The organism is Pseudomonas sp. 300, assembly GCF_055803035.1.
Genome location: NZ_JAVLRV010000002.1, coordinates 1403503 through 1424641, shown reverse-complemented (window position 1 = coordinate 1424641; position 21139 = coordinate 1403503). Strand labels below are relative to the sequence as shown.

Below are 21139 nucleotides of genomic sequence, written 5' to 3'. Positions count from 1 at the left end.
AATCCTCGCCCACGCAGACAGGCAGCGTTCCTGATGCCTCACTTTTTGCACCGACGCTGCAACGGTTTCGTCTTGCTGTTCAAGCGTTGAATGTCACAATCTCTGTGAATAACGTACCCCGACTTCTGGAAACAGTGAGTCGGGGTCGCCAGGCTCGCCGCCTTAATCAATCAAAGTCAATTGCAACAGGGGGAAATTGGGCGAAGAAACCGGTGGCCATGTTGCACCACCGTCAAAGCTCACGTAGACCTTGCCGGTGAGCGGAGCATTGCGGCGCAACGTGTTGAGAAACGTCTTTTTGACCCTGACGTCATTTTGCATACCCACTCCGCCAATGACCTCCTGAGCACTGAGCACTCGCTTTGTGATCACGGTTTCGACGGCATCGTGCCCCGTGGACCCGACTCCCGTCATGGTGATCATGATCCACTGGTCGCTCGTTATCAGGGGCCATTTGGCCAATCGCAGAATCGCACCCTCGGCCGGCACCGTTTTCAAACTCAAACTGCCCCCGGTGAGGCCATTGCATTGTACCGTCGGCAAATTGCTCAATCTTGAAACCCGCAACTTGCGACGTAGCGAAGGCCACTCCCTGTTATCACTATCGGTAACGCCATAGCTCACCCACAGTGTTTTATCGATATAGGCAGCGACCGATTTCATCGGTATCGCGTAACGTCGCTGCCCGGGAATAATCGCCTGCTCAACTCGAACAGCCCCCGGGGTTCCGGGCTCGCCCCATTGCACGAACACTCCCTCTTGCGGGTAGATAACGGCGTCCTGGGGGACTTGCACAACCGCACCGGTATCAGCCTGCAACGGATCAAGTGTCTGTTGTTCACCTGTTCCAGCGGCCCGTTCAACGTCGGGCCAGGGCAAAGAGCGCGGGATGGGGGTGGCCGCAACATCCAGCTCGACAAAATCGGAACGCGCACTCGGGTTACCCGCTCGGTCATGCACCTGATACCACACGTACCGAAATCCATCATTGCGGTCCCGAATCAAGTCCCCCTCTACAGTGATGACAATCGGTGCAGAAAAGTCAGTGTTATCGAGCTCGATGACGCCGCCCACATCCAGATTGCCCGGGGTTGCGCCCCAGTACCAGGTGATGCGGTCGCCGGGGCGTGGGGTCACATAAGCTGGGAGATCGGCTTTGACCTTGTCGGTGTTGAGATCGAGGTACTGGGCGGTGAGTTTGTTCGGGCGAAGCACTTCGGCGGGGAACACTAATCCACTCGGGGCGTGGAGCCGCGGTTCTTGTTTGTCGACGGTGACGGTAAACGGAAGGGAGCCTTGGGTTGTTCCAAGCCAGTTTGTCATGGTGTAGGTGAGTGTGTGCTCGCCGTCAGTCAGCTTATCGGCACTGATGGGTACAAAGTGATCATTGGGCGCGATCGGGGCGTCCCACTCCTTGAAGCCGATTGAGGCAGTCCCCAGAAAAATTTCAATCGACTCAGCTCCGGTTGGTGACGGATTCGAGGGCGCCCACGGAAGGAACTCCACTTTCAGGGGATTGCCCGGATCGCTCCACGCCGATCTGGGCAACAGATTGATTTCACCGCCCACGATATCGCTCAGTGGTTCTGGCTCTGTCCACGGTGCGGGCATTAACAGCACGGATTCGTCTTCTGCGTGTTTCTTTTCTGATGACATTGATGTTCTCCTTCGCTAAGTGCCAGACACAGTGACGAAGGCGTCACTGAGGTCCGACCATTCAATGAAACCTCAACACCGTAAAAGGGCCTGAGGGCTGTCATTGCGGACAGCCATCAAGCCCGAGTGGACGCTAGCTTTGAGCGACAACACCTACATCGCGATTACCAGCTATATCGCACACCCACGTTGGCGCCCCACGGCTGCTTGATCTTGTTGCCGTCGCTGTAATCAAAATCAGCATGTATCGAGACCTTGTCACTCAACGCCGCAGCGACGCCGACACCCAACTCCCCACGGGAACCCGAAAGGTCGTTGTTGAAGGTGTTGTCGTTGACCTGCACTTCGTTGTTATTGGCGAACTCGTGCACATACGCAGCGCGAATGTAGGGCTGCACGACCTTGTCATCCCACTTGAAGTCGCGTCCGGCGGTGGCCCCGGCCTTGGCCAGCAGTGAACGCGTGCGACTGCCTTCGGCGGACAGGCCGTTATCCAGGTCGTAGCTCTTGCCCTGAATGATCACGCCCGACAGTTGGGTAAAGGGTTCGACAAAATAGTCGTCAGCCAGCTTGATATGACGGCCGAACTCCAGGGATCCGCCGACGCCATGGCTGTCGTAATTGCCCTTGGTTTTCTTGCCGTCGCTCAAATGCACGTCGGACTCGTTCTGGAAACGGTTGAGTTTGAGCACACCATCGAAGTAGTAGCCACTCTGCTCATCCAGCCAGGTGGTGTAAGCGCCAAGGTAATAGCTGTTGATCGTGCCGGTGGTGCCACGGCTCAAATCCAGATCGGACTTGCTGTAACCCCCCAGCACACCCACCAGCCACTGCCCGTCCCCCATCGGCAACGGCGCGTCGGCACCGAACGACAGGCCTTGCTGGACTTGCTGATAAGCAACGCCCGAGCTGGCGTCGACGTCGAATTTGTTGCCATAGGCGCGAATCCAGCCACCGGCCTTGCCATGGTCCATGCGCACTTCACCCATGCGAGTACGCAGGGTGCTGAGTTCGCCATACCAGGCGGTCGGCGCGGCGTTGAACAGCGCGATCACCGATTGGGTGCCCGAACTGGGGGCACGCGTGAGGGCATTGAGGTACCACTCGGTGCTGCTCAGTTGGTCGAGGTTGTAGGAGAACGCGCCCAGATCCACAGCGCCACCGGCCAGGGTGAACGTTGCATCGCCGCTTCCGATCTGGATAACCCGAATGGAGCCGCTGCCCGCGGGCTCCGTGCCACTGGAATCAATCGCCACGGTATGGTTGCCGGTGGCCGCGCCGGTCACGGTCAGGGTATCGACCTGACCGGTCCTGAAATCGGTATGCATATGGAACGTACCGCCGGAACCCGACAACGTACCGACGTTCAACTTGAAGAATTCGCCGGGATTGCCGAACTGGATGGCACCACCGTTCATGGACAGGTTTTCCACCTCTCCGTCACCGACCATGATCCAGCGCGCATTGCTGTTGACACCCAGGTTTTGCACGTTCTGCAAGCGCCCGGTCAGGGTCGCGGAGTCTTCCAGCAGCACATTGGCGGTGCTGCTGCCGTCCGCGACGATATCGCCCACCAGGTGGCTACTGCCGACCCGAAGATTACCTTCGGCACCGTTGGTCAACTGCATCAGGATGCCGTTGCTGCCGACCAGCGTTGAATTGTTCAGTACGGCAATATTAGCCTCGGCATTGTCGACCAGAATCGCCGCGCCATTCAGCCCTTCGACCCGGGTATTACTCAAGTTGAGCGTGTTGGGGCCAGCGACGCCCGGGTCGGCATTTAATTGAATGCCAACGGTTCCACCCTGGATCGAGCTGCCAGTCGCGTTGACCGTGCCATTGAACATACGGATGCCTGCCAGCGTGGTGCCGATGACCGTGCTGTTGGTCAGACTCAACTCGCTCAAGCCGTTGACGGTCGCGCCGTTACGCGTGCCGATGATGGTGCTGTTGCCGCTTACGTGGGCGGTGGACCCGGTGGTGTTTGCCGAATCGTGACTCAGGACCAGACCGATCCTGTCACTGGAAATGTGGCTACCGACGATCGTTGCCAGACTGCTATCCAGATGCACCCCGTTGGTGCCAGTACCCTGTACCTGGGTGCCGGTCAGGTTCAGAGTCGAATTCTGTACAGTAATATCCAGTGTTTGCGCACCCACGGCATTCAAGGTCGCGCCATTGAACACGCTGTATTTGTCCTGTGGCGTTGTCCCGTCAATGGTGGCCTCAGGCTCCAGGCTGCCATCGATAAAGCGGATGGCGTGGGCTTGTTCGCTGATGATTAAAAACGGTAAGAAGGGCAACAGACGTAAAGCCCGTGAAAGAGGGCTTAGCAAAAAAAGCTGACTGGCAGACATGACCGACTCCATGGGATCTGGACTACACGAAGGCAGGCTCATCCTGACAATCAGCGACGAGCCCACCTAAAAAGGAGCCGCAGAATATCCAGACACCTCCTATCGAGATGCAGGACCTTCCTGACATATCTGTAGGATTTATCCTGCAAGCTAGGCAAGAGTCATTCGCAGAACAGCGGCAGGCACCGCGTGGTACCTGCTGCTGTGCGAGTAAATTTCAGGAAGTGGGTGGCGTCAGATCACAGGTACCGATCCCTTGTGTCAGCCCCACCTGCGTATCCGAGAAGCTGGATGGCACCGGGACGCCACCGATGTCCAGCGTGTAGCGGACTTCACCCTTGCCTATCTGGTTGGTTGCACTCGCCCATGTCGGCAAGATATGAGTGTCATAAGGCTCGATAAACCAGAGGAAGCCGGACGCGGCCTCATCCGTGGTAATCGGCCCATATGTCACCGTTTTTCCGGCTGCTGGAACATCGACGGGTGTTGCATAGGTATGTGCTGCCTTCCACTCGAGCTTCACGGTCATACCTGCTTTGAGGTAGTCGCTTGGAGGAATCAGGTACTGGAAGCCGATTTTGGTACCGTCAAAATGTAATGAGCGGCAAGTCAGCCTGGAATTGAAGAGATCTTGTGGAATAGCCAACGGCAACGTCACGGTAAAGAACGTGATTTCAACTTCGGTGGGTTCCAACGGTTCCTGAGGGTTGGCAACAGCGGTATTGGTTAGCTGGTAGGTCACCGGCATTGCAGCGTTGTTGCCTGCCCTCCTGATGATGTCCCAATCCAGTGCAATCTCGATTTCGTCACCAGGATCGTCGGTGGCAGGGTCGACAGAATAGGGAGCACCGATAGCCGTTCCGTCCCAGTACACCTGGATTTTATCTCCGGCCGTTAGGGGGTCATAGAGTTCGATCCTCGCGACGACAGGCTTGTTCTCATCGTTCGCGACCAGTTTGTTGGCCGTATTGCTGTCGCCGTACACCTCCAGCGGGAGAAGGGCCGGGTTGCCGGGCTCAGGCTTGGGGTTTTCGGGGCCTGTCGTCGAGAAATCGACCGTGACGTTACCGGTCGCACCGCCCATGGGCACCGAGCCACGGTACAGCTTGTATTCCACAGGCGTAATGACCGGCGCTGTCGCTGCGCCGTACTCGTCCCGCATATGCTCCCAGATGACAGAGACACTCATCATGTTCGGAGGATTGGAGCCCACCGGTGTCCGGTAAGGAAGCTCCTTGCCCCCCCAACTGATCGCGATCTGATCCGTTGCCTTGGCGTGCAAAATTCTTAGAAACTCGACGAAGACCCCCTGCAGGGCGTCTGCCCGGTCTATTTTGCCGTCATCTTCATTCTCGGGCACGCTGAGTGCGGGATATGGAAGGGGGGGGAACTGGCCGAGTGCCACCGGAATCAAGTCGTAAAGGGAGATGCGGCTTCGATTGCCAGCCTTGTCCACGATCACATAGCCAAAGCAGTAATTACCGTCGAGCAAGTCTTTTATCAGTGTCACCGGGAACTTGATCTTTCGGTCCGCCGGCAACGGGACCACGGCGATGGGTACGATGTCCTCGGGGTCGTCAGGCAGTTTGTCTGCAACCACGGTGAAAGCAACCCGGTCGCCCTCCGCCGCACCGGTCCACTCGGGAACTGTCGCTTCCAGCTCTGTTATCCCCGTGAGCGTGGCATCGACAATCGGGCCTGTAAACGCAAACGTCAGCTTCTCAGGCGCAGCGGTGCCATTGGGAGGAATCTTGTCGACGAAAACAAGTACGGGCGCGGACTCGCTGGGTGTCCCGAGATAATTCTCGTGGCGATACCTCAGGTTGAATGCGCCTTCGTTTTCGTCTTTCAATAACCAGTCGGCAGGTATCGTTACTTCGATAGGGAATGTGGTCGTGCCAGGAACGTAGCTCGCGGTGTCGACAGTTTCATAGTTGGAAGAGCCAACACGCGCGAGCTGGACTTCTACTGTCTCAACATCTATTGGATCCGTTGGAACGGTGGCCCATCTTGGGATTTCCAACGTGATCCCTGTGTCAAGGGATGCACGGGGGAACAGCCCCGCCGGCAAACCGGGTAGTGTGACCGCGTCCACGACCGGGGGTGTAAACGGATCTGCGTCAGCACGCCCCGGCACTCGTTGGCTCCACGCAGGTAAGGGTTGTTTTCTGCCGTCACTCGCCATGTTATCGCTCTCCCACTCATATCGTTCAAGCCACTGCGAATGCAATGGCAGTCAAAATATCTGTCGGGCAGATCGATACAGTCGGGCACGGCGAGCCGCTCCCCTCGTTCTGCGAGGCCACTGAGGCCTTGAGCGAATTAAGCAGCAGTTTTTATAATCGCGATACTGTCAGAGTTGACAGGTGGAGATCTGTACAGGGGTTTGTCAGAAGCGGCAATCGGGTTAACAGCACTGCGTGGCAGGGCTGAAAAACCCGATGATATTCAGGCAGCTTTCGCGGGCAGCGACACCTTCAGCAGATATTCGCAACTATCACTTCCGAGCCATCGATCAAATCACAAACCGCGCCACCATCGCATTCAAATCCACTGCCAGTCGCGACAATTCGTGGGTGGCGGCGCTGGTCTGATTGGCCCCGGCAGCGGACTGAGTAGCCAGGTCGCGAATGTTCACTAGGTTGCGGTCCACTTCACGGGACACCTGTGCCTGCTCTTCGGACGCGCTGGCGATCACCAGGTTGCGTTCGTTGATCAGATGGATCGACTGGGTGATCTGCTCCAGCGCAATGCCAGCGGCACGGGCCATTTCCAGGGTGCTTTGGGTGCGCTGATTGCTTTGCTGCATTGACGACACCGCCTCCCCCGTGCCGTTCTGAATGCCGGCGACCATCTTCTCGATTTCCTGAGTCGATTGCGCGGTGCGATGCGCCAGCGCCCGCACCTCGTCCGCCACCACCGCAAAACCACGCCCGGCTTCACCGGCGCGGGCCGCTTCGATCGCCGCGTTCAGGGCCAGCAGGTTGGTCTGTTCGGCGATGGCGCGGATCACGTCCAGCACCTTGCCGATGTCGCGGCCCTGAGCCGCCAGGCCTTCGATCATCAGCGAGGTGTTTTGCACGTCGTGGGTCATGGTCTGGATGGCGTCGACGGTTTCCACCACACGGTCACGACCTTCACGAGCGGCCTGGGTCGACTGGTTCGAGGCTTCGGAAGTCGACACCGCATTGCGCGCCACTTCTTCCACGGCGGCGGTCATTTCGTTGACCGCGGTGGCGGCTTGTTCGATTTCGTTGTTTTGCTGTTGCAGGCCGCGGGACGCTTCTTCGGTCACGGCGCTGAGCTCTTCGGCGGCGGCGCCCAGTTGCGTGGCGGAACCGGCGATCTGCTCGATGGTTTTACGCAGGTTGTCTTGCATGGTGGACAAGGCGCCGAGCAGGCGGGCCGGTTCGTCCTTGCCATCGATTTCAATGGCCTTGGTCAAGTTACCCCCGGCGATGGTTTCCGCTGCCTGCACCGCACGGTTCAACGGCGTGACGATGCTGCGGGTCAGCAGCCAGGCCAGCAGCACGGTCATGAGCGCCGCCACCACTGACACCCCGATGATCCCGTTCACGGCGGTGTTGTAGTTGTCTTCGGCGACGAGCCCTGCGGCTTTGGCGCCCTCGGTGTTGTAAGTCACCAGTCGATTGAGCTGTTCGCCCATCTTGTCGGTGCCGTCCTTGATCCGTGTGTTGATCAGGTTGCGCATCTCGTCAAGTCTGTTCTGGCGCGACAGGTCCAACATTTCGCGCTGGGCTTGCATGTAATTGTCCAGAGTCGCGCTGAACACCTTATACAGCGCCGCTTCGTCCGGGCCCATCGGCAATGCGGCGTAGCTGGCCTGGGCCTTGAGTGCCTTGTCGGTCAACACGCCGATACGGGTTTCCGCTTCCTGCAAACTGGCCGGCTCGCGATTGACCAGAATGCGGAACGACAGAATGCGCATGCGCAGGATATTTTCGGTGACATTGCCCAGGAAGCCGACGCTGGGCAGTTGGGTGCTGCCCATGTCGATCGAGGACTGGCGGATGATCGACATGCGGTTGACTGCAAACACACCCAGCACAATCACCAGCAAGGCAATGAAGGCAAAACCCAGGAAAGCTCGAGGCGCGATATTCAGATTACGCAGGGACATAGGACGGTACTCGGGTGATAGAGGCTTCGAGCGTCCTTGCCGTAATCACTGGCGGGCGGGCGTTGAGGCGCACCGTTCAGGTTGGCGCCACTGTTGTAATAGGTTTGTGTGCGCCTGATAGTTGTATCGGCTGGGTTTGAGGATTTCTGCGGGGGATTTGCGAAATATTTTTTAAGGGATCAAGAGTGCTTCACCCATGAAACACTCAAGAATCACACAAATCCTGTAGGAGCCAGTTTGCTGCGGGCTCCTACAGGATCGTGGGGTATCAGGTTTTGCGGGCGGCGAGACGCCAGACCCGGGCAATGTCGCTCGCCCGTTCACACAACAATCGGGGTGCCTCGGCACAGGCCTGTTCCAGCGTCATCGGCCCGCTCACGACGGCAAACGCGGCATCGATGCCATGCTCGTATAAGGCCTGATAGCCCTCACCCAAGGTGCCGGCGATGACGATCACCGGCACGCCGTGTTGCCGCGCGATCTGCGCAACACCAAACGGTGTCTTGCCGCGTAAGGTCTGCGCATCGAAACGGCCTTCGCCGGTGATCACCAGGTCGGCGCCCTTGACCGCATCAGCCAGGCCGACCAGCTCGGCGACCACTTCCACCCCGGCCTTGAACTGCGCACCCAGGAAGGCCTTGGCGGCAAACCCCAGACCGCCCGCCGCGCCGCTGCCCGGTTCGTCACTGACGTCTTTGTTAAGGGTTCGTGCGCACAGTTCGGCAAAGTGCCCGAGCGCGCGATCCAGTTGCTCGACCTGCGAGGGCGTTGCGCCTTTTTGCGGACCGAAAATCGCTGAGGCGCCGTGGGGGCCGCACAGTGGATTGTTGACGTCGGCGGCAATGTCGAAGCGCACCTCGGCCAGGCGCGGATCCATGCCGCTCAGATCGATGCGGGCCAGTTGCGTCAGCGCCAATCCGCCGGGCGCCAGGGTTTGGCCTTGTGCATCCAGCAACTTCACGCCCAGCGCCTGCATTGCCCCTGCGCCTGCGTCGTTGGTGGCGCTGCCGCCGATGGCGAGAATGACACGCTGCGCCCCGGCGTCGAGCGCGGCGCGAATCAGTTCGCCGGTGCCGAACGTACTGCTGATGCATGCATCGCGCTGGCCCACCGAAACCAACTGCAAACCGCTGGCTTCTGCCATTTCGATGATCGCGGTGTGACTATCGGGCAACCATCCCCACGCCGCATCGACCGCTACGCCGAGCGGCCCGCGAACGGTGGTCCGGCGCAGTTCGCCATCGCATGCTGCCAGAATCGACTCGACCGTACCTTCGCCGCCATCGGCCATCGGGCATTTGACCAGTTGCGCATTGGGCCAGACTTCAACCAGACCAAGGGCAATGGCATCGGCCACGCCTTGTGCACTCAGGCTGTCCTTGAACGAATCGGGGGCGATGACGATTTTCATGCGAATTCTCCAGTTCCAATGCCCTCATGCTGCCAGCCGGCCTGAACAATAACGCCAGTCCGCTGCACAAGCGGCATGGTGGATTATTGTTCATTTCTACAAAGGCTTTGATCCAGTCAGCATTGATGTTGGATGTGAGGGCCTCATCGCTAGCAGGCTAGCTCCCACAGGGGATCTTCAGTGACCACAAAATTGAAGAGCGAACAGAATCAAATGTGGGAGCGAGCCTGCTCGCGAAAGCGTCCTTGAGATCGCCATCGCCAGCGGCTCCTACAAAGGCGCGGGCGCGTCAGTTTGCGGAAGCAGTTGCACACCGAGATAAAGGGCAAGCATGCCATCGAGCCTCAACGGATCGACGCCGCTGAGCTCGGCAATCCGCTCCATTCGGTAACGCAAACTGTTGCGGTGAATGCCCAGCGCATCGGCGCAGGCCTGGCTCTGGCCATCGTGATCGCACCAACTGCGCAAGGTCGCCAGCAGTTGACCGTTGCCGTCCTTGGCGATGACTTTGCGCAAAGGCGTGAGCAATTCGTCCAGCGCATCGTCGTTGCGATGGCGCCAGAGCATCACCGGCAATCGATAACGGGTCAGCGTCAGCAGACGTGAATGCGGCAACACATCGCGCCCGTAGGCGAGCAAGTCGCCGACCCGGCGATAGCAACGACGCAAGCCCGACAACCCCTCGGCCTGCCCGCCCACGGCGATGCGCAAGATATTCCAGCCGAGGCCGTCGAGTTTTTCCAGCAGACGGTCGTTCTCGATCGCCTGGTTTGCCGGTCGGCACCACAGCAACGACGACTTGGCCGAACTCACGCACCAACTGTCCGGGTAGCGCGAGGTCAACCAGGCGCTGAGTGCGTCGACGGTTTGCCCCGGACCGTGCTCCATCCCCAGCTCAAACAGATACGGCACCCGCGTCAGTTGCGGTTTGAGCCCAAGCTGCTGCGCCTCATCGATCAGGCGCGGTGAATCCCCGGACTCGCTCAACAGCAACGCCAACAAATCATCGCAACGCTGGCGCCGCCATTGCTGCTCGGCCTGCTGATTGCGCTGGCCCACCAGCATCTCGGCGGTCATGCGCACCAGTTCGGCGTAGGTGCGCAATTGCTCGGGTTCGCCGGTGATGCCGAGCACGCCAATCAGCCGTTGATCGAGCAACAGCGGCAGGTTGATGCCGGGCTGCACGCCTTTGAGGTGGATAGCGGTTTGCGCATCGATTTCCACCACGCGCCCGTTGGCCAGCACCAGTTGCGCGCCTTCGTGCCGGGTGTTGACTCGCTCCGGCTCACCGCTGCCGAGTATCAACCCCTGGCTGTCCATGACGTTGACGTTGTACGGCAGGATGGCCATCGCCCGGTCGACGATGTCCTGGGCCAGGTCGTGATCGAGTTCGAACATGGTGGTGGTCCTTGAAAACGCGGTTGTTCACCCGCACAGGGCTTGGTGGCAAACCCTGTGCTCAGGCACAAAGACAGCAGCCCTGAGGGTGGTCGAGACTCTCAGGGCGATCAACGTTACCCTTTGCATCGCAAAAAATCATAATAAAGAGAGAGCCCGCCATGTCACAGAGCGCCGCCGCTACCCAGGCCATCGTTGACGAAAAAAATGCCGTCTACAAACGCATCACCCTGCGTTTGATCCCCTTCATTTTCATCTGCTACCTGTTCAACTACCTCGACCGGGTGAACGTTGGATTTGCCAAGCTGCAGATGCTCGATGCACTGAAATTCAGCGAAACCGTGTACGGCCTCGGTGCCGGGATCTTCTTTATCGGCTACGTGCTGTGCGGCGTGCCCAGCAACCTGGCGTTGACCCGATTCGGCCCGCGCCGCTGGATCGCACTGATGATGATCGTCTGGGGCACGCTGTCGACCTGCCTGCTGTTCGTCACCACCCCGACCGAGTTCTACACTTTGCGCCTGTTCACCGGCGCGGCCGAAGCCGGGTTCTTCCCGGGCGTGGTGTTGTACCTCTCGCAGTGGTTCCCGACCTTCCGCCGTGGCCGCATCATGGCGCTGTTCATGTCGGCAATCCCGGTGTCCGGCCTGCTCGGTAGCCCGTTCTCTGGCTGGATCCTCAACCACTTCGCCGCCGGCCAGGGCGGTCTGGCCGGCTGGCAGTGGATGTTCTTGCTCCAAGGCATCCCGACCGTAATCCTCGGCGCCCTCGCCTACTTCCTGCTCAGCGACAGTTACGCCAACGCCAAATGGCTCACGCCGTTCGAGCGCTCGGTGCTGGAAGCCGACCACGCCGAAGACCTCGCCAACAAACCGAAAACCACCACCGACTCGCTGCTGGCGGTGTTCAAGAACCCGGCGATCTGGGCGTTCGGCCTGATTTACTTCTGCATTCAGAGCGGCGTGTACGCGATCAACTTCTGGCTGCCGTCGATCATCAATAACCTGGGCTTCAGCGATAACCTGGTGATTGGCTGGTTGAGTGCGATCCCGTACCTGCTGGCGGCCGTGTTCATGTTGATGGTCGGCCGCTCGGCGGATTTGCGCAAAGAACGTCGCTGGCATTTGGTGGTGCCGATGTTGATGGGCGCGGTGGGCCTGCTGATCGCGGTGAACTTCGCCACCACGCCCGCCATCGCGATCCTAGGCCTGACCATCGCTACCATGGGCGCCCTCACCGGCCTGCCGATGTTCTGGCCGGTGCCGACCGCACTGCTGAGCGCCGGCGCTGCGGCGGGTGGTCTGGCGTTGATCAACTCCATGGGCCAGATGGCCGGTTTCCTCAGCCCGTACCTGGTGGGTTGGGTCAAGGACAGCACCGGTTCGACCGATGCCGCGCTTTACTTGCTGGCGGGCGTGATTGTCTGCGGCAGCTTGCTGGCATTGCGCATGACCCGCACCTTGCGCGCTTAAGCACCGCAAAACCCCTGTGGGAGCTAGCCTGCTAGCGATGGCTGAATGTCAGTCAGCATTGATGTTGCTGACAAACCGCCATCGCTAGCAGGCCAGCTCCCACATTTGTTCCGGGGATGTTTGAGATTTGCGTTTGCTCCCTGTCACAGTTCTGGTATTTGATTGAGCCTTTCCCACCGGTAAAAGGATTTCGTCATGAGCTATCGCACGTTGGGTCATTCGGGTTTGCAGGTGTCCACCCTGACCCTCGGCACCATGATGTTCGGCGAACAGACCAGCACCGAAGATTCCCTGCGGATCATCGACAAGGCCTGGGACCAAGGCATCAATTTCATCGACACCGCCGACGTCTACACGGGCGGCCGCTCCGAGGAAATCGTCGGTGAGGCGATTGCCGGCAACCGCCACGAATGGGTGCTCGCCACCAAGGTCGGTTTCGGCCCGGTGGACGGCGTGCCGAACCGCAGCGGCCTGAGCCGCAAGCACATCTTCAATGGCATCGATGCCAGCCTGACGCGCCTCGGCACCGACTACCTCGACATCTATTACCTGCACCGCGAAGACCACAACACGCCGTTGGAAGTGACCGTGTCGGCCATCGGCGACCTGATCCGCCAGGGCAAAATTCGCTACTGGGGGTTGTCGAACTATCGCGGCTGGCGCATCGCAGAGGTCATTCGCGTGGCCGACAAACTGGGTGTCGACCGCCCTGTCATCAGCCAGCCGCTGTACAACATCGTCAACCGTCAAGCCGAAAACGAACAGATCACCGCCGCGCAGAACTACGGTTTGGGCGTGGTGCCTTACAGCCCGCTCGCGCGCGGCGTACTCAGCGGCAAATATGCGCCGGATGTAAAACCGGATGCCGACAGCCGCGCCGGGCGCGCCGACAAACGTATTCTGGAAACCGAATGGCGCGTCGAATCCCTGCGCATCGCCCAACAGATCCAGCAATACACCCAGGACCGCGGCGTCGGTATCGTCGAGTTCGCGATTGCCTGGGTGCTGAACAACAGCGCCGTGACCTCGGCCATTGTCGGGCCGCGCACGGAAGCGCAATGGGATGCCTACACTAAAGCCCAAGCGGTGAAGATCACGGCGCAAGATGAGGCGTTTATCGATTCGCTGGTGACACCGGGGCATGCGTCCACGCCGGGGTTCAATGATGTGAGCCATTTCGTGTCGGGCCGTAAGCCCCGCAACACCTGAAGCAACACAGACCTAATGTGGGAGCGAGCCTGCTCGCGATAGCGCCAGATCAGTCAACCGGGATGTTGAATGTCAGGCACTCATCGCGAGCAGGCTCGCTCCCACAATGGATCGGTGTTGATCGATCGGACAATATTCGACCGTAAAACCACGTATCCTCCGCCCCCGTTTCACCTTCAACTTCGCGAGGACAGTTTGTCTAAAGGTATCGCTCTCTCGGTTTCGGCCTCGGTGCTGTTTGCCGTCATGTATTACTACACCTCACTGCTCACTCCGTTGAGCGGCGTGGAAATTTTCGGCTGGCGAATGCTGCTGACAGTGCCGTGCATGACCGTGTTCATGGTGGTGTCCGGCGAATGGAAGCGCGTGGTCGAGCTCGTTCGGCGAGCCATTGCCCAGCCGAAACTGATCGCCGGCCTGATCGCTTCTTCGGCCTTGCTCGGCGTGCAACTCTGGCTGTTCATGTGGGCGCCGCTCAACGGCTACAGCCTCGATGTGTCGCTGGGCTATTTCCTGCTGCCACTGACCATGGTCCTGACCGGACGGCTCGCCTACGGTGAGCGTCTTTCCTATCTGCAAAAGATTGCGGTGTTTTTCGCCTGCCTCGGGGTGATCAACGAGGTGTATCAGGTCGGCGGTTTTTCCTGGGCAACCTTGCTGGTGTGCATCGGCTATCCAACGTATTTCATCCTGCGCAAGCGTCTGGCGGCGGACAACCTCGGCGGCTTGTGGCTGGACATGGCGTTGACGCTGCCGGTGGCCTTCTGGTTCGTGCAGACCGGCGAGCAAGGATTCAATGTGTTTGATCAGCATCCGTGGTTGTCGCTGTTGATCCCGATGCTTGGCGTGATCAGTGCGTCGGCGCTGGTGATCTACATCATCGCCAGCCGACTGTTGCCGTTCAGCCTGTTCGGGCTGTTGAGCTACGTAGAGCCGGTGCTGTTGCTTGGCGTGGCGTTGCTGCTCGGGGAAAGCATCAAGCCCGGAGAATGGCTGACCTACATTCCGATCTGGATGGCGGTGCTGGTGCTGGTGTTCGAAGGGTTCAAGCACCTGATGCGACAGCGCAGGCCTTAAACACATACCAAACAAATGTGGGAGCGAGGCTGCTCGCGATAAGAGCCTGACATTCAACCTCTCGGTTGACTGACCTGGCGCCATCGCGAGCAGGCTCGCTCCCACAGTTTTTACGGCGGTGGTGGTTTAGTCGGTGGACAACACGCCACGACGAACCTGATCGCGTTCGATCGATTCGAACAGCGCCTTGAAGTTGCCTTCACCGAACCCGTCGTCGCCTTTACGCTGGATGAACTCGAAGAACACCGGGCCCATCAGGGTTTCCGAGAAGATCTGCAACAGCAGACGCTTGTCGCCCGACTCGGACGAACCGTCCAGCAGAATGCCTCGCGCTTGCAGTTGGTCAACCGGCTCGCCGTGGTTTGGCAGACGGCCTTCGAGCATTTCGTAGTAAGTGTCCGGTGGAGGGGTCATGAAGCGCATGCCGATGCTTTTCAGGTGATCCCAGGTTTTCACCAGGTCGTCGGCCAGGAAGGCCACGTGCTGGATGCCCTCGCCGTTGAACTGCATCAGGAACTCTTCGATCTGCCCGGCGCCCTTGGAGGACTCTTCGTTCAGCGGGATGCGGATCATGCCGTCCGGCGCGGTCATCGCCTTGGAGGTCAGACCGGTGTATTCGCCCTTGATGTCGAAGTAGCGGATTTCACGGAAGTTGAACAACTTCTCGTAGAAGTTCGCCCAGTACGCCATGCGGCCGCGATACACGTTGTGAGTCAGGTGGTCGATGATCTTCAGGCCGGCGCCAACCGGGTTGCGGTCAACGCCTTCGATGAACACGAAATCGATGTCGTAGATCGAACTGCCTTCACCGAAACGGTCGATCAGGTACAGCGGCGCGCCGCCGATGCCTTTGATCGCCGGCAGGTGCAGCTCCATCGGGCCGGTTTCGATGTGGATCGGTTGCGCCCCGAGTTCCAGCGCACGCTTGTAGGCCTTTTGCGAATCCTTGACGCGGAACGCCATGCCGCACACCGACGGGCCGTGCTCGGCCGCGAAGTACGAAGCGACGCTGTTGGGTTCGTTGTTGAGGATCAGGTTGATCGCGCCCTGGCGATACAGGTGCACGTCTTTGGAACGGTGGGTCGCGACTTTGGTGAAGCCCATGATCTTGAAGATCGGCTCCAGCGTGTTCGGGGTTGGCGATGCGAATTCAATGAACTCAAAGCCCATCAGGCCCATCGGGTTTTCGTATAAATCTGCCATGGTCGGCGCCTCATCATTTTCTGGTCAATTAACGAATCGTTAGTTGCTGGCAATGCTGAGACCGACGGGTGGCGCGCAGGAGATGCCCCGCACGCTGCGGGCGAGGAAATCACCGTAGATCAATTGAAACCCAAAACTCTTCATTGTCGACCCAAGGCTGTTACGGGCGAGGCTTCTGCTGCCAGAAGACATTTATTCTTATATGCGTAACCGGATTCTACACAGCGTAAATCGGTTTGTCCGCCTTCTGTATCAAATCCCCTTTTTCCCTGCTCGCGCAAGGGGTTTGTTGCAGAGGAAAATCCCCGCCAGAATCAACCCGCCGCCCAGGCACATCGTCAGCGTCAACTGCTCGCCGAGCAGCAACGCACCGAGGATCACAGCGGTCAGTGGATTCAAGGCGATGAACACCCCGGAGCGTGTCGCGCCGATTGTGCGCAGGCCGTCGTAATATCCGATGTACGCCAGCGCCGAGCCCAACACGCCCAGATAGATCAGGCTCAACCATTGCGCCGAGCCGAGGCCGACCAGCGCCGCGACACTCACCTCGCCCCTGACGGCACTGACCACCCAGAGCATCACCGTGCCGAGCAAAATCGAATACGTCACCGTTTGCACCGGCCCCAGGGTTTGATTCAGGTCTTTTGAGAACAGTGAATAGATGCCCCAACCGAGCACGCAGCCAAAGATCAATAAGTCGCCGATCCAGGCATCAGCCTGACCGGCCATCAACTGTGGATGACGACTGACAATCACCAGGCTCGCCCCGGCAATACAGATCGCGATGCCGATGACTTTCGCTCGACTCATGCGCTCTTTGAACAGCAACCACGAGGCCAGCCCGATCACGGCAGGGTTCAGCGCGACGATCAATGACGCCCGCGAAGCATTGATGTAATGCAGGCCATAGAAGAAGCACAGGTTGTAGAAAAAAATCCCGAAGAAACCCAACAGCGTCAGTTGTAACCATTGCCGGGAGCTGGGTCGGGCCAATGGAATGCGCGCCAGCAGTAAAAACAGCAGCAGCGCCACGCTGGCCAGCAAAAACCGCAGGCTCGCGGCGAACAACGGACTGAGGCTGTCCGCCAGAAATCGCCCGGCGACGAAGGTGCCGCCCCAAATCATGGTGACCGCCGCGAGTTTGAAATAAACCGCGACATAGGAAGGCCCCGACAGGTTTTGCTCATATGCAGTCATAAGTCTCCAGAACGACCAATCGATTTGATGGGGTATCATTCCGTTAATACTTGATCATCGTAAAATGAGTAAAAACTCATGACCCTTACTCAACTGGAGATCTTCTCGCTCGTCGCCGAGCTGCACGGCTTTACGGCGGCGGCCAATCGTCTGGGTATTTCTCAATCCGCGGTGTCCCACGCCCTCAAGTCGCTGGAACAGGAATTGGGCGTCGAGCTGCTACGCCGGCATCAGTCTCAGGTCGAACTCAGCGACATCGGCCAACAGCTGTTACTGCGCGCCCGGGCAATGCTCGGGTTGGCCAACACTTTGCGCCAGGAAGCGGCAGATGCTCGGGGCATGAAACGCGGCACATTGCGCATCGGCTCGTTCGGCCCGACCTCGTCGATCAAGTTGTTGCCGACGATCCTGCAGCACTACCGCGCCGCTCACCCCGGCATCGAGGTGCACATTGATGAAGGCCCCGACCGGCAGGTGATCCAGTGGCTGGAAGAGCGGCGCATCGACATCGGCTTCGTGGTGTTGCCTGAAGAACGCTTCGATACCGTTGCGCTGTTTGAAGACCAGATGGTCGCTTTGCTGCCCGCCAATCATCCGCTGGCGGCTCGCGCCAGCCTGACCCTGAGCGATTTGTGTCACGACCCTTTCGTGCTGACCGAAGCCGGCTCTTCGGAGCTGGTTTCCCGCCTGTTCAGTGCCGCGCGGTTGACGCCCAACATCCGTTATCGCTGCTCGCAGCTACTCAGCACACTGGATACCGTTGGCCGGGGCGATGCCTTGACCGTGGTCGCCGAAGGCTCGTTGCCCGCGTATCACGACGACCGTTACCTGAAAAAACCTCTGTCGCCGGCGATCGCACGCCAGGTCGGTCTGGCCGTACTCGATCAACGCCAGAGTTCACCAGCGGCACTGGCCTTTATCAAACTGGCCGCAAATTTGGCCTACCGATGAGCGGCATAAGCTACAAAGCCCAACTATCATGGCTTCTGACCGAACTCTTTTGGGGAGGCTTGCCGTTGTCCTGCCTGCATTTGAGAGCCCTATTTCATCGCTACAGGTTTCGCAAATGCCCCTGACTGTAAAAACCCGCCGCCAACGCGGCAAGCGGATTGTTGTCACTGTATTGAGTGGTTTGCTCCCGATGTTACTGGGGTTCGCCATTCTTTATATGCAGGCGGAACGCGCGCTCAAGCACAGTACCGAGCAGACGGCCGAAGAAGCTGTTCGCCAGTTCGAGTTGATGCTCGACAACACCGCCCAGGCCGCACGCGAGTTGCTACCGCTGGCCGGGCAAAGTTGCATCGACGTCAACCTGGCGTTACGCGAGCAAGTGACTCGCCGCCCATTCGTGCGCTCGACCAATCTGGTGTGGGACAACACGATTTATTGCAGTTCGCTGTTTGGGGATTATCACGAAAAAATCGATGCCGGGGATTACACCCAAGGACAGTTGTTGCTGATGAAAGGCAATCTGGTCACCCCCGATACCGCCTTACTGGTGTATCGGCTGGGTGAAGGAAAACAGGGAGCGTTAAGCACCCTGGACGGTTATCACCTGAGTAACGTGTTGCGCATGATCGGTGGCAAGACGGTGCTGTTACTGCAAGTCGGCTCCAGTAGGTTGTCCGCTGACGGTCAGTTCCACAACGCCCCCCTGCCCGCTTTACCCGTCGCGCAGAGCACGCTGACGTCCTCACGTTATGCGTTTAGCGTGGAGGCCGGTTTCCCCGAAGGAGAAACCTGGCGTTACATGAGTAGCGAATATCCTTCACTGTTCAGTCTGCTGATCTTTTTCGGCGTGGTTTCCGGCTTCATCGGCCATGTTTTGCAGAAGCGCTCGTCGTCGCCCAGTCATGAAATGCAACGAGCCCTGGAAGCGGCGGAATTCGTTCCGTATTTTCAACCCGTGGTTCATGGCGACAGCAAAAAGTGGTCGGGCGCCGAAGTCCTGATGCGCTGGAACCATCCCAAGGAAGGCCTGGTACGTCCGGATCTGTTCATCCCGTTTGCCGAACACTCCGGGTTGATCGTGCCGATGACCCGCTCGTTGATGCAGCAAACCGCCGCCCTCCTGGCGCCGCATTCGGCGACATTCGATGCGCCATTTCACGTCGGCATCAACATCACCGCCAGCCACTGCAAGGACCTTGAACTGGTCGCCGATTGCCGAGAGTTCCTCGCCGCCTTCGCGCCCGGCGCCATCAGCCTGGTGCTGGAACTCACTGAGCGAGAGCTCATCGAACCCACCGCCATCACGCTTCAGCTGTTCGAGCAACTTCATGAGCTCGGCGTGATGATCGCCATCGACGACTTCGGCACCGGTCATTCAAGCTTGGGTTATCTGCGCCAGTTCAATGTCGACTTCCTGAAAATCGACCAGAGCTTTGTCGCCATGATCGGCGCGGACGCCCTCTCCCGGCATATTCTGGATACCATCATCGAGCTCTCGGCCAAGCTCGATCTGGGCATTGTCGCCGAAGGCGTGGAAACCGAAGAGCAAAGTGATTACCTCACCGCCCATGGCGTGAACTTTCTGCAAGGCTATCTGTTCGGTCGGCCGATGTCCGGTGCAGACTTCATTAATGCATTAAGTCACCATTAACTTACGGCATTAAGCGACGGGCAACAGGGCTGCGCACCAAATTGAATCAAAAGACTACTCTCGTTACATGAAGAAAAAGTCAGGATTTACTCTTTGCCCATTAACTACTACAATTTTTCGTGCCTGCGCTGAATTAGCAGGTGAGCCATTATCACCGAGTCGCTACAAGGCTCCTGGCTTATAGCTTTGTTTGCGGTTGGTATCAGCCAAACACACTATTGGAGTAAAGATATTGTCCAGACTCGCTGAATTTCGTGCAGCTGAAAAGGCCCTTCAAGAGCAGCTCAAGCAGCTGGAATCCCTGAAGAACGATGCCGGGCTCAAGAAAGAAATCGAATTCGAAGAAAAGCTCCAGGGGCTGATGAAAACCTACGGCAAGAGCCTGCGCGACATCATCGCCATTCTCGATCCGAACCCGGCAAAATCCGGCCTGCAACAGAGCGCCGCGCCTAAAACCCGCCGCGCTCGCGTGGTCAAGGTTTATCAGAATCCGCACACCGGCGAACTGATTGAAACCAAGGGCGGCAATCACCGCGGCCTGAAAGCCTGGAAGGAACAATACGGCGCTTCCACCGTTGACTCCTGGCTGCGCGGCTAATCACTCGCGGTGACAAAAAAAGCCCTGCAATTGCAGGGCTTTTTCATGGATACCCTCTAAATGCAACGATTTGAATCGATCCACTCGCTACTTGCCAAGTAACTTTGTGCTTAATCCGTTTAGGTATCTAAAGATTACGGGCCGAGCTGGAGATTTTTGGCGTCAATTAAAGTTTCAAGCTGTTGCGAGCACGCTCTATTTCCTCCTGACTAGCCTTATAAGCCTCCGCCTGCCCTGCGTACGAAAGAACATAAGCCTTATCGGCATCCACCGCCGCGACCAATGTTTGCGAGAGCACATGCCGCCCGTTCTGCGTAATCGTGCAGGTCGTTTCCAGTGCCGCCAAGCGGCTCAACGTTGCCGGATGGATTTTGTTGCACACGCTTTGATAGCCGCCCTGAAAGAAGTCCTTCTGCACGGCCTTGCGCATCTCCAGCAACACGCCTTGCAAATTGACCTGATGACCGCTTTCCACTGGCGTCATGGTCAACTCCATGACCATCAACGGTGCACCGCCTTGATCGTTTTTCACCGCGCGCTGCCGGGACACCTGAGGCGCGGCCTGATCTGGCGGGGTCGATTCAACGACCCAACCATCCGGCCAGGTCACGACCGGCGCATCAGCATGAGCACCTGCAACACCTGACAGCCAGAAAATCAGAACGAACAGCGTTTTACAGGATCGGATCATTGCAATGAACACTCACGGATTGAGCGATAAAGTCTGAGCCTCGCCCGTCTGTCAGGCAATAGCTGGCAGTTCGGGTTTGGTGATGCCTGCGCCCTTGCGTATCATTGGCGCCATTCGTTAGCCCCAC

The 21139-nt window shown here is 58.6% G+C and carries 15 protein-coding genes; 6 read left to right on the top strand and 9 right to left on the bottom strand.

Features of this window, described 5'->3' with window-relative positions:
* Nucleotides 1-162 precede the first annotated feature (162 nt).
* From Q7W83_RS13180 to Q7W83_RS13155, 6 genes are all read right to left on the bottom strand, one after another.
* Nucleotides 163-1656, bottom strand: coding sequence for a hypothetical protein (locus Q7W83_RS13180; protein ID WP_224792474.1), 1494 nt, complete (start codon nucleotides 1654-1656; stop codon nucleotides 163-165).
* A gap of 164 nt (nucleotides 1657-1820) precedes the next feature.
* The gene (locus Q7W83_RS13175; RefSeq protein WP_473656178.1) at nucleotides 1821-4013 is read right to left on the bottom strand and encodes an autotransporter outer membrane beta-barrel domain-containing protein; all 2193 of its coding nucleotides are present in this window, start codon (nucleotides 4011-4013) and stop codon (nucleotides 1821-1823) included.
* Between the two features lie 217 nt (nucleotides 4014-4230).
* Complete coding sequence (locus tag Q7W83_RS13170; protein WP_458377367.1) at nucleotides 4231-6198, bottom strand: hypothetical protein; 1968 nt, start codon at nucleotides 6196-6198, stop codon at nucleotides 4231-4233.
* A 330-nt stretch (nucleotides 6199-6528) separates the two neighbouring features.
* Entirely contained in the window at nucleotides 6529-8154 is a 1626-nt protein-coding gene (locus tag Q7W83_RS13165) for a methyl-accepting chemotaxis protein (protein WP_150629824.1), read from the bottom strand.
* A 268-nt stretch (nucleotides 8155-8422) separates the two neighbouring features.
* Nucleotides 8423-9565, bottom strand: coding sequence for a glycerate kinase (locus Q7W83_RS13160; RefSeq protein ID WP_473656177.1), 1143 nt, complete (start codon nucleotides 9563-9565; stop codon nucleotides 8423-8425).
* A gap of 270 nt (nucleotides 9566-9835) precedes the next feature.
* Complete coding sequence (locus Q7W83_RS13155) at nucleotides 9836-10963, bottom strand: sugar diacid recognition domain-containing protein (protein WP_150653472.1); 1128 nt, start codon at nucleotides 10961-10963, stop codon at nucleotides 9836-9838.
* A 161-nt stretch (nucleotides 10964-11124) separates the two neighbouring features.
* Here Q7W83_RS13155 and Q7W83_RS13150 point away from each other — a divergent pair, with 161 nt between their 5' ends.
* The 3 genes from Q7W83_RS13150 (at nucleotide 11125) to rarD (ending at nucleotide 14721) form a co-directional block, all read left to right on the top strand.
* On the top strand, nucleotides 11125-12435 hold the full coding sequence (locus Q7W83_RS13150; protein ID WP_473656176.1) for an MFS transporter: 1311 nt from the start codon (nucleotides 11125-11127) through the stop codon (nucleotides 12433-12435).
* A 195-nt stretch (nucleotides 12436-12630) separates the two neighbouring features.
* Entirely contained in the window at nucleotides 12631-13644 is a 1014-nt protein-coding gene (locus Q7W83_RS13145) for an aldo/keto reductase (RefSeq protein WP_150629831.1), read from the top strand.
* A gap of 195 nt (nucleotides 13645-13839) precedes the next feature.
* A complete protein-coding gene (gene rarD / locus Q7W83_RS13140; RefSeq protein WP_150639035.1) occupies nucleotides 13840-14721 on the top strand; it encodes an EamA family transporter RarD in 882 nt (293 codons plus the stop codon).
* Nucleotides 14722-14847: 126 nt separating this feature from the next.
* Here rarD and hppD read toward each other — a convergent pair whose 3' ends face one another.
* Nucleotides 14848-15924, bottom strand: coding sequence for a 4-hydroxyphenylpyruvate dioxygenase (hppD, locus tag Q7W83_RS13135; RefSeq protein ID WP_150629835.1), 1077 nt, complete (start codon nucleotides 15922-15924; stop codon nucleotides 14848-14850).
* A 252-nt stretch (nucleotides 15925-16176) separates the two neighbouring features.
* Entirely contained in the window at nucleotides 16177-17121 is a 945-nt protein-coding gene (locus Q7W83_RS13130; protein WP_150639036.1) for a DMT family transporter, read from the bottom strand.
* Nucleotides 17122-17199: 78 nt separating this feature from the next.
* Between Q7W83_RS13130 and Q7W83_RS13125 the strand changes: the two genes are divergently transcribed.
* The 3 genes from Q7W83_RS13125 to Q7W83_RS13115 all read left to right on the top strand — a co-directional run bounded on the left by Q7W83_RS13125 (nucleotide 17200) and on the right by Q7W83_RS13115 (nucleotide 20321).
* Nucleotides 17200-18072, top strand: a complete 873-nt coding sequence (locus tag Q7W83_RS13125) for a LysR family transcriptional regulator (protein WP_150629838.1) — start codon at nucleotides 17200-17202, stop codon at nucleotides 18070-18072.
* Nucleotides 18073-18187: 115 nt separating this feature from the next.
* Nucleotides 18188-19723 (top strand): EAL domain-containing protein, encoded by a 1536-nt coding sequence (locus Q7W83_RS13120; RefSeq protein ID WP_150639037.1) that lies wholly within the window; start codon nucleotides 18188-18190, stop codon nucleotides 19721-19723.
* 232 nt (nucleotides 19724-19955) lie between these two features.
* Nucleotides 19956-20321 carry a histone-like nucleoid-structuring protein, MvaT/MvaU family gene (locus tag Q7W83_RS13115; RefSeq protein WP_150629842.1) on the top strand — a complete coding sequence of 122 codons (366 nt, stop codon included), beginning with the start codon at nucleotides 19956-19958 and terminating at the stop codon, nucleotides 20319-20321.
* 166 nt (nucleotides 20322-20487) lie between these two features.
* Here Q7W83_RS13115 and Q7W83_RS13110 read toward each other — a convergent pair whose 3' ends face one another.
* Nucleotides 20488-21012 carry a DUF4946 domain-containing protein gene (locus tag Q7W83_RS13110; protein ID WP_150639038.1) on the bottom strand — a complete coding sequence of 175 codons (525 nt, stop codon included), beginning with the start codon at nucleotides 21010-21012 and terminating at the stop codon, nucleotides 20488-20490.
* Nucleotides 21013-21139: the final 127 nt, after the last annotated feature.